We start from the raw sequence: 9,275 nt of genomic DNA on the forward strand, positions 1-9,275 counted from the left end.
CAAAGGCGACCTCGCCACCCTCCTCGCCGGCAGCGACACCTGGACCGTCATCGGCTGAAAACGCCTTCGGCTTGGCTATGAGGCCCGGGACCGGAGGCGGATTCCATGGGTCGTTGCAACACACGGTCGTGTTGATCAAGCCGTGAGCAGTTTGTGCAGGCGCTCGGCTGGGGTTTCCCAGCCGAGCGTTTTGCGTGGGCGGCTGTTGAGCTCGCCGGCAACCGCTTCGAGGTCGTCCCTGCTGCGCCGGGAGAGATCGGTGCCCTTCCCTCGGCGCCCGCTGACGAGTTCGTGCACCGTGCCCTCGACGCCGGAGCAGGAGGCATACTTCTGCTTCCGCTGGTCATCGTGCTGGTCGGCGCGGTTGCGGGTCCGGATCTCGTGCAGGCGGCGGGGCAGGAAGTTCACCGTCCGGGACGCGCCGCGGGTGCGCAGTGACCATTCGGGACACGGTCGGCACTGCAGGTTGTCGAACCGGACCACCGTACAAGGGGCCATGGCCGGAAGCTCGTGGCCCGGCCGCCGCCTGAGCCCGTGGCTGGGGGGCGCTGCGCCAGATCATGGCGCAGCAGTTCGTCGCCGATGCCCGAGGCCGGCTGCGGCCGCGCGCGAGAACTTCGTCATCGACTTCGACCGCCGCAAAGTCACCAGCCCCAACGGCAAGGTCAGCGGCAACTGGACCATGCGGACCGGACGCCCGTAGTGTTCGCCCCACTCGGCGCTCACCAGTGCGTCCAGGAGGTCGGGGTCGGTGCGGGCGAGTTCTTGCACGGCGGCACGGACCGCCTCCAGCACCAGCCGGGTCAGCCCGCGGGCGGCGGCAAGGATGTGGGTGGAGTCGGTGCGTTGCCGGCCCCTCGCCGGTTCGGTCGTCGTGGGTGAGGCGGTCGCGGAAATCGCCCAGCACACTGTGGTGGAGGCCGGGATCGTCCAGTTCGGGCGCGACGGCTCCACGATCACCGACAAGGTCCTGGACGGCGTGGTCGGCAGAGCCGGCCTCTGACGCCGTTTGTCCGGTGGTCTTCATCGACGCCACCCACGTGAGGATCCGCGGCGGCGCGGTCGCCAACCGGCCGATCCGGGTGGCCCTGGCCGTCACCGCGGAGCGCCGGCGGGAGATGCTGGGGCTGCGGGCCGGGGACGGCGGCGAAGGCGCCAAGCCCTGGCTGCCCATTCTCACGGAAATCAAGAACCGCGGCGTGGGCGACGTGCTGATGCTGGTCTGCGACGGGCTGCAGGGTCCGCCCGAGGCAGCGGGGACGGCCTGGGCGAGGACGATCGTGCAGACCTCATCCGTGCACACTCCCAGGTGGCGTAAGACGCCCCCGGATCACCGCGCCGGACGGAGAGGACGCTGCCACTTCCCGTCCGGGCAAGCGGCGTTGAAGGGGCTCTATCTCCGCCGTCCGGGACCGGACCGCCTCCGGGCACACGACATCAACCACGTCGCCGCTCACGGGAAGGAGGCACTGAACCAGTCCACACTCTTCTTCGCGGACCGGTTCAGCACCCCAATGATCCCACGGCACTTGCGCGAGACCGCTGACACGCTCCGGGCCCCGGCTCCCGCACACTGTCCAGGAACGGTGCTTACGTCCAGAGCCGGCCGATCGCCGCGGGCGAGCGATGACGCAGGGTGTTGTCCAGGTGGATCGCCCGGGCGACCCGCTCGGCCTGGCTCCGGCTGGAGGCGATGAGCAGCGGCATCACGGATCCGCCTTCGGGCAGCCCCGCGTAGTACAGCCCCGGCAGGGCGCCGGCCCCCGCGCGGTGCACCGGCATGCCGTTGTCGTCGAGTGCCGTCCGGGGCAGGATCCGGTAGTCGGGCACGAATCCTGTGGCCCAGACGATCGTCGTGATGTTGTGGCCGGCCAGGTCCAGCTTGTTCCCGTAGTCCGCGAACAGCGAGGCGTCGAAGGCGGGTGCAGGGGTTCGCTCGGGGACGACCAGGCCGTGCTGTTCTATCGCCGTGTCGATGGCCTGGAGGAGTTCGGTCTCCGCGCGGGCCGCGGCCTGCGCGATGGCGCGGACGTTGTCCTCCAGCAGCAGGATCCCGCCCTCCACGCCTCGGACGGTACCGACGAGGGTGACACCCTTTCCGGCCAGTACGGTCAGGCTGAGGTCCCGGCCGCCGGCCTTGCCGCTGAGCACGGACACGCCGGGCAGTACGGGCGAGTCGCCGCGCCCGCCGGACGCGGACTCCAGGTTGCCTTCGAGAGGCAGCAGTTGCAGCCAGTCCAGGACCTGGGCGCCCCGGTAACGGCGGGGCGAGGTCTTGTGCCGTCCGACCGCGAGGTACACCTGCCGGCCGGCGTCACTCAGATCCTCGGCGATCTGCTGGCCGCTGTTCCCGGAGCCCACGACGAGCACCGCGCCGGGCGGCAGGGACTGGGGGTCGCGGTAGTAGCGGGTGTGCAGCTGCGTGACCGAGGGGTCGATCCGGGCGGTCAGCTCCGGCAGGCGCGGCGAGGAGTAGCCGCCCAGCGCGGCGACGACGTTGCGGGATTCGACGGTGTCGCCGTTCTCCAGGTGGAGCCGGAAGCGCGCGTCCTGGTGGGAGGGGTCGTCGACCGTCTCGACCGACCGCACGGGCGTGTGCTCGCGCACTTCGACGCCCATCTCGGTCACGTAGTGCCGCAGGCGCAGGGCGACCTCGCGGGCCGGCATGTACCCCTCGGGGTCGTCCCCGTCGTAGGGCATTCCGGGAAAGGTGACGGTCCGGTTGGGTGTGTTGACGCGAAGGCTCTCCCAGCGTTCCCGGGCCCAGGTCTGGCCGGTCTCTCCCCGTTCGAAGACCACCGCACGGTGGCCGAGCCGGGCGAGTGAGCCCGCGACCGAGCACCCTTGCTGGCCCCCTCCGATCACGGCGGTCTCGACGAACTCGGTCCCCATGGCAGCGCTCCTGGTTCGCATAGTGAGTGGATTTCTCGTCACACCGTGGTGCGTCATCTGTCGGTTCGTGCGCCGGTGGCGTCGGCCCAGGGCAGCACGACCGTCTTCCCGGTGGCCCCGTCGGCCTCCATGCGGCGGTGGGCGGCCACGATGTCGTCCAGGGCGAAGACGCGGTCGAGGTTGGGCCGGTAGACGCCCGCCTCGACCTCGTCGATGATCCCTTGCAGCAGGCTCTGGCCGGTGCCGCCCTTGAGTGTGTCGCTGTGGAAGGCGGTGAGCCTGGTTCCGGTCGGGATCATGGCGATGGGCTCGAAGCCGGGGATCAGCCAGCCGCTGAGCGAGCCCGACACGCACACCGTCCCGCCGCGGCGCACCAGGCGCAGCGAGTCCACCACGGTGCTGGTCCCCACGAGGTCCAGGACGTGGTCAGGACCGTCGGGCCACAGCGCGTGCACGCCGGCCGCCAGTGACCCTCCGTCGTCCAGGAGCACGTGGTCGACGCCGACCGCGGTCAGCGCCCCGGCCTTGTCCTTGCTCCGGGTGGTGGCCGCGATCTCGGCGCCGTGGGCGGATGCGATCTGGGCCGCTGCCATCCCCACCGAGGAGGTCCCGCCGCGGATCAGCAGCCGTCCCCGGCCACCCGGTGCGATTCCCAGCGCGTCCAGGGAACCGCGCGCGGTCAAGTAGGTCTCGGGCAGCGCGGCCAGGACCTCCCAGGGCAAGGTGGTGGTGACCGGCATCAGCAGCGTGTTCGGCAGCAGCGCGTACTGCGCGTACCCGCCGTCGAACTCCCGGCCCATCTCCCCCATCACCGCCGCGACGGTGCGCCCGGCCGGCAGCCGGGGGTCGGTGGAGACGGCCACGGTTCCCACGCACTCGATGCCGAGCACCCGGGGGAAGGCGACATTCGGGGAGTGCCCCTGACGGGTTCTCAGCTCTGAGCGGTTCAGGCCCGCGCCTTCCACGCGTACCAGGCTCCAGCCGTCGCGGACCTGCGGGATCGGCAGCTCGCGGATCTCCAGGACCTCGGGGCCGCCCGCCTCGACGCAGACCGCCGCGCGCATCGTCGTACTCATCTCACTCCACCTCGTGTATCCGACGAACCCTCCCGGCGCGGCCGGGACCGTGACCACCTCGGCGACGGCGGATCACTCCGCGTCGACGACCTCCACCGACGGTGCCCACCGCGGGACCTCGCCGCGACCGGAGGTCAGGCGCAGGGTACGGCTGAAGCTGTACTCCTGCAGCGTCTCCAGGGCGTGTTCCCGGCCGTAGCCGCTGGCGCCCACACCGCCGAACGGGGAGCCGGTGAACGCGCGGTTGTAGTGGTTGACGAAGACGACGCCCGCGCGCAGCTCCCGGCTGAAACGCAGGGCACGCTCGGAGTCGCGGGTGAACACGCCGGCGACCAGGCCGAAATCGGTGCCGTTGGCGATCCGGACGGCCTCCGCCTCGTCGCGGAACGGGATCAGGCACACGACGGGGCCGAAGATCTCCTCCTTGGCGATGCGCATGTCCGGGGTGACACCGGTGAAGAGTGTCGGCGGGACGTAAAAGCCGTCCGCCAGCTCCGGGTCGGTGGGCAGCGGCGCCTGCGCCGCGATGGTGGCGCCCTCGCCGACGCCGATCTCGAGGTAGTCCAGTACCCGTTGGCGCTGTGCCTGGGTCACCAGCGGACCGACGTGGGTGCCGGCGTCGGCGCCGTTGCCGACCTTCAGGCGGGACACGGCGGCCGCCAGGCGCCGGGCCACCTCGTCGTGGAGGTCGGCGTGGACCAGGACCCGCGAGGCAGCGGTGCAGGCCTCACCCTGGTTGAAGTAGCCGCCCTCGACCGCCCAGCGCAGCGCCGAGTCCAGGTCGGCGTCGTCGAAGATCACCAGGGCGTTCTTGCCACCGAGCTCCAGCAGGGTCGGCGTCAGGTTCTCCGAGGCGGTGCGGATCACCGCCTGGCCGGTGGTGGGCGCGCCGGTGAAGGAGACCTTGCCGACCAGCTTGTGCCCGGCCAGGCGGGCGCCGACGGCGCCGGGGCCGGGGACGGCGTGCACCACGTCGTCCGGGAGCACGGACCGGACCAGCTCGACCACCCGCAGCACCGACAGCGGGGCCTGCTCCGGCGGCTTGATGACCACGGCGTTGCCCGCGGCGAGCGCGGGGGCGAGCTTGCCGGCGGTGTGCAGCGGCGGCCAGTTGAACGGCACGATGGCGCCGATGACGCCGAACGGCTCGCGCACCGTGACGTCCAGCATGCTGCCCGAGTCACGGACCTGACCGGGCATCACTTCGCAAAGACTGGCGAACAGTTCGAAGATGGTGACGGTGCCCTCCAGATCGAACTGTCGGGCCTGGGTCACCGGCTTGCCGTTGTCGCTGGACTCCAGCGCCGCGATCTCGTCGGCGTGCTCCCGGAGGACCTGGGCGACCTTCCACAGCCACTTGCCGCGCTCGCGCGGTGTGCGGGCCTTCCACGCGAAGTGCGCGTCGTAGGCGGCCTGGACCGCCTGGTCCACCTCGTCCGCACCGGCGCCCTGGACGACCACCAGGGGCTCGCCAGTCGCGGGATTGTCTACGGTGAACCGGTCGGCGTCGTCCTTCGACGACCACCTGGTGTGCAGTACCTCGACGGTTTCCACGGTCGTTGACACGGGATCCTCCTGACTTTTGGCCGGCTACGTCGGCCTTCAGTGGGTGCTGAAGCTCAGTTGTGCGTCGTGAGTCGTTCGCGCAGGACCGAGGCGATCCGCTCGGCGACCACGATGGCCGGGACGTTCGTGGCCACGCGGGGCATCGCCGGGAACACCGAGGCGTCGGCGACGGTCAGTCCCTGTACGCCGTGGACGGCGCCGTCGGTGTCGACCACGGCGGCCGGGTCGTCGGGCCGGCCCATGCGCATGGTGGAGCTGCCGTGGTTGTAGTGCGCCGGAGCCCGGCGGATCGCCTCCGCCAGGTCCTCGTCGCTGACGCCCGGTCCGGGGACGCGCTCCGTCACCAGCAGGTCGGCGAGCGGCTCGGTCCGGGCGAGCCGGCGGGCCAGGCGCACGCCGCCCGCGACCAGCTCGGCGTCATCGGCGGCCGTGTACAGGCCCAGGTCGATGATCGGCGCGTCCTCGGGGTCTCGCGAGGCGAGCCGCACGCTGCCGCGCGAGCGGGGCTGGACGCAGGAGACGAAGAAGACCATGTCCCAGCCGGTCGGGTGGGTCTCGGTCGGTGGGACGAACGCGGCGGGCAGTCCGGCGGTCGGCACCGACGCCGACGGCAGGATCTGCACGTCGTAGTCGGGCTCGCCCTCCCCCACCGCGACGCTCAGCACACTGCCGAACATCGACCGGGCCGGGGCCTGCGGCGGCTTGGCGACGTGGATGTTCCAGTAGGCGGGGTGGTCGGTGAGGTTGCGCCCCACCCCCGGCAGGTCAGCCACCATGCCGATGCCGAGCGCCGCCAGGTCGGCACGGTCGCCGATACCCGAACGCAGGGCGATCGCGGGCGAGTTGTAGGCGCCGGCGCTGAGCACGACGTGCCGGGCGGCGATCTCCTCCCCGGTGGCGAGCCGCACTCCGGTCGCCCGGGTGCCGCGGAACAGCACCCGGTCGACCAGCGTCTCGCCGCGCACCTCCAGGTTGGGCCGGTGGCGGACGGGGTTGAGGTAGCCGACCGCCGTGCTCAGCCGCACGCCGTTGGCCGCGCTGAGCGGGGTGTACGCGAAGCCCGGCGCGCCCGGCGCGTTGAAGTCGTCGACCAGCGGATGCCCGAGGTGCGCGCTCGCCTGTCGCACCGCGGCGACGTGCGGCCCCAGGTCCGCCGCCGCGGGCACGGTCATCCGGTAGGGGCCGCCCAGCCCGTGGTACTTCGGCTCGCCGTAGGGGTAGTGCTCCATCTCCTGGTAGAGCGGCAGCATCTGCTCGTAGTCCCACGCGGAGCCGGCCAGGCCGGCCCACGCGTGGTGGTCGGAGGGCCGGGGCCGCATCGCGACGCAGACGTTGACCGCGGAGGAACCGCCGATGATGCGGCCCCTGGGAACCGGCACCTCGTTCCCGAACTCGTCCGCGACCGAGCGGTAGCCCCAGTCGTAGGTGTACGGCGCGTAGGTCGCGTCGGCGACCTCCTCGGGCAGGTCCTCGAGGGTGGCGAAGTCGGGCCCGGCCTCCAGCAGGAGGACCGACCGCCGCGGGTCGGCGCTCAGCCGGCTCGCGAGGACGCACCCCGCGGACCCGCCGCCGATCACGATCACGTTGTAGGTCATCTCCGGCCGCCTACACGTGCCGCGGTCGGCCGACGGCGTATCCCAGGTTTTGTTCCTGTGTGGTCATGGTGTTGCCTCTCGCGGTTGTGGGACGTCCCAGTGGAGTTGGAGCTCGTCGTATCCGCGGGCGATGACGAGCCGTTCGCGGGTGCGGGAGTCGGCGGGCCCCGGCCGGAGTCCGGGGAGCCGGTCGAACAGCAGCGGAATGGCTATCCGCAGTTGGAGGCGGGCCAGCGAGGCGCCGAGGCAGGCGTGGATGCCGCGGCCGAAGGCCAGTTGGTGCCTGCCCGGCCTGCTGCGCAGGGCGAACTCGTCCGGGTCCTCGATCACGCACCCGTCCCGGTTGGCGGAGCCGAAGTGGACCATCACGCGGTCCCCGGGCACGAGGTGCCTGCCGCCGAGTTCGGTCTCCCGGGTCACGGTGCGGAACAGGCCTTGGACGGGGGACTCGTACCGCAGGATCTCCTCGACCATCGCCTCGACGGGTGCCCCACCAGTACGCAGGGCCGCGAGCTGGTCCGGGCTCTCCAGCAGGGTGACCAGGCCGTTGCCGATGGCGCGGGTGACCGTGACGTGCCCCGCGATGATCAGGTTCATCACGATGCGCATCAGCTCCACCGTGTCGAGCGCGTGCTCGTCCGTGCCGGCCGCCAGGGAGGAGATGAGCCCGCCCCCAACGACCCGGCCCGGCTCCTGGAGCAGCGACATCACGTAGTGCTGCATGGTGACGACGTCGCGGGCCCACTCGGCCCGCTCGGCCTGCGGACCCGTGCCGACGGACAGCTTCAGCCAGTTGTGGCTCCACTGACGCAGCCGCGGCACGTCCTCGGCGGGGATCCCCAGGATCTGCGCCATGACGGCCAGCGGCAGCGGCCACGCATAGCTCTCGATGATGTCCGTCGAGCCGGCAGCGGCGAACCGGCCGATCAGCTCCTGCGCGGTGGCCCGGACGAACGGCTCCAGCTCGGCCACCCGCCTCGGGGTGAAGACCCGGTTGACGGCCACCCGCAGCCGGGTGTGCTCCTCACCGTCGCTCTCGGTCAGGTTCGGCGTCAGCGACCAGCCCTCCGCCATGACCTGCTTGACCTCGTCGGACTCGGGCCCCGCGGTGACCCGCACCGCGCTCTCCGAGGAGAACGTGCCGGGATCGTGCAGCACCCGCAGCACGTCGTCGTGCCGGGTGACGACCCATAGGTCCCTGTCCCCATCGTGGAGCACCGGGCATTGCGCACGCATCCACGCGAAGACCGGGTACGGATCGGCCAGTTGACCGTCGGATGTGGGATCGAATGCCGGCGTCGCGGTCATCGAGGACACTCCGGACGCGGCCCCTCGGCGGACCGGCGCGGTGTCGGGCCGCCCTGGTGGCCGGGGTCGAGTCGGATGGCGGACATCAGTGTTCTCCCTTGTGGCGTGGGGGTGGCCGGGGTTCACTCGGCAGCGGCCAGCGCGGGCACCGCGCCGTTGAGGCGCCCGCGCTCGGTGGCCGGCGACCAGGTCGTGCCGGCGTGGTCCGGGCCCGTCGGATGGATCCGGGGCATTGCCGGCTCGGACACGAAGGTGTCGTGGACGATCTGGGTCGCCTGGGCCAGGTCGCTCTCCCCGGTCAGCACGCTGAGCTTGTTCGAGGTGACGTGGAGGTCGGTGCGCGCGGCGCCGACCGAGCGCAGGGCTTCGAGCAGGCGCAGCGGCGCGGACGGCCGTCGGCCGATGCCGACGCCGACGACCGAGAGCCTGGCCAGGTTCGACGTCCAGTGCGCCTCGTCGAGGCGGATCCCGCGGTCGGCGTCGGCCAGCAGTTCCCGCACCACCTCCACGCTCTCCGCGGGAAGGGTGAGCGCGATGTCGCCGGCGTCCTCGGTGCCGAGGTTGCCGTAGCGACGCAGTTCGACCTCGGTCTCGCGCTCGACCAGCTCCCTGAGGAGGCGCAGGACGTGGTCCGGGGTGATCCGCCGCAGCACGCAGCGCACCAGGCCGGAGTGCCCCGTCACCCCGGCGATCGGGTAGACGCGGCCGTCGGGCGCCCAGGAGTCCCCGGGCGTCGGCCCACTGGCGTGCCTGCTGTGGCCGATCCAGGTCTGCGGGCCGATCGCGGTGCGGTTGGAGCGCACCTTCAGACAGACACCGTGGGTACGGGCGTAATCCA

General features: G+C 71.8%; 7 protein-coding genes and 2 pseudogenes. 1 reads left to right on the plus strand and 8 read right to left on the minus strand.

The window, feature by feature from the left end; all coding sequences use genetic code 11:
• Nucleotides 1-135: 135 nt before the first annotated feature.
• Together ACWGJ5_RS46045 and ACWGJ5_RS46050 are read right to left on the minus strand one after the other, a co-directional pair.
• A pseudogene (locus ACWGJ5_RS46045) lies at nucleotides 136-267 on the minus strand (IS30 family transposase); the annotation flags it as partial.
• 291 nt (nucleotides 268-558) lie between these two features.
• Nucleotides 559-960 (minus strand): hypothetical protein, encoded by a 402-nt coding sequence (locus tag ACWGJ5_RS46050; protein WP_453315562.1) that lies wholly within the window; start codon nucleotides 958-960, stop codon nucleotides 559-561.
• Here ACWGJ5_RS46050 and ACWGJ5_RS46055 point away from each other — a divergent pair.
• Nucleotides 950-1,310: pseudogene (locus ACWGJ5_RS46055) on the plus strand (transposase); the annotation flags it as partial. The gene ACWGJ5_RS46050 and the pseudogene ACWGJ5_RS46055 overlap by 11 nt on opposite strands.
• 280 nt (nucleotides 1,311-1,590) lie before the next feature.
• On the opposite strand, the gene ACWGJ5_RS46060 reads toward ACWGJ5_RS46055, so the two are convergent.
• The 6 genes from ACWGJ5_RS46060 to ACWGJ5_RS46085 all read right to left on the minus strand — a co-directional run.
• Nucleotides 1,591-2,892 (minus strand): flavin-containing monooxygenase, encoded by a 1,302-nt coding sequence (locus ACWGJ5_RS46060; RefSeq protein WP_453315563.1) that lies wholly within the window; start codon nucleotides 2,890-2,892, stop codon nucleotides 1,591-1,593.
• A 53-nt stretch (nucleotides 2,893-2,945) separates the two neighbouring features.
• The gene (locus ACWGJ5_RS46065; RefSeq protein ID WP_453315564.1) at nucleotides 2,946-3,968 is read right to left on the minus strand and encodes a zinc-binding dehydrogenase; all 1,023 of its coding nucleotides are present in this window, start codon (nucleotides 3,966-3,968) and stop codon (nucleotides 2,946-2,948) included.
• Nucleotides 3,969-4,040: 72 nt separating this feature from the next.
• Nucleotides 4,041-5,534 (minus strand): aldehyde dehydrogenase family protein, encoded by a 1,494-nt coding sequence (locus ACWGJ5_RS46070; protein ID WP_453315565.1) that lies wholly within the window; start codon nucleotides 5,532-5,534, stop codon nucleotides 4,041-4,043.
• A 53-nt stretch (nucleotides 5,535-5,587) separates the two neighbouring features.
• Nucleotides 5,588-7,129: a GMC family oxidoreductase gene (locus tag ACWGJ5_RS46075; RefSeq protein WP_453315566.1), complete on the minus strand. Its 1,542-nt coding sequence runs from the start codon at nucleotides 7,127-7,129 to the stop codon at nucleotides 5,588-5,590.
• A 63-nt stretch (nucleotides 7,130-7,192) separates the two neighbouring features.
• Nucleotides 7,193-8,437 (minus strand): cytochrome P450, encoded by a 1,245-nt coding sequence (locus ACWGJ5_RS46080; protein WP_453315567.1) that lies wholly within the window; start codon nucleotides 8,435-8,437, stop codon nucleotides 7,193-7,195.
• A 122-nt stretch (nucleotides 8,438-8,559) separates the two neighbouring features.
• On the minus strand, nucleotides 8,560-9,275 hold a 716-nt coding region (locus ACWGJ5_RS46085), incomplete at its 5' end, for a hypothetical protein (protein WP_453315568.1).

It is taken from the genome of Streptomyces sp. NPDC054783 (genome assembly GCF_053611725.1).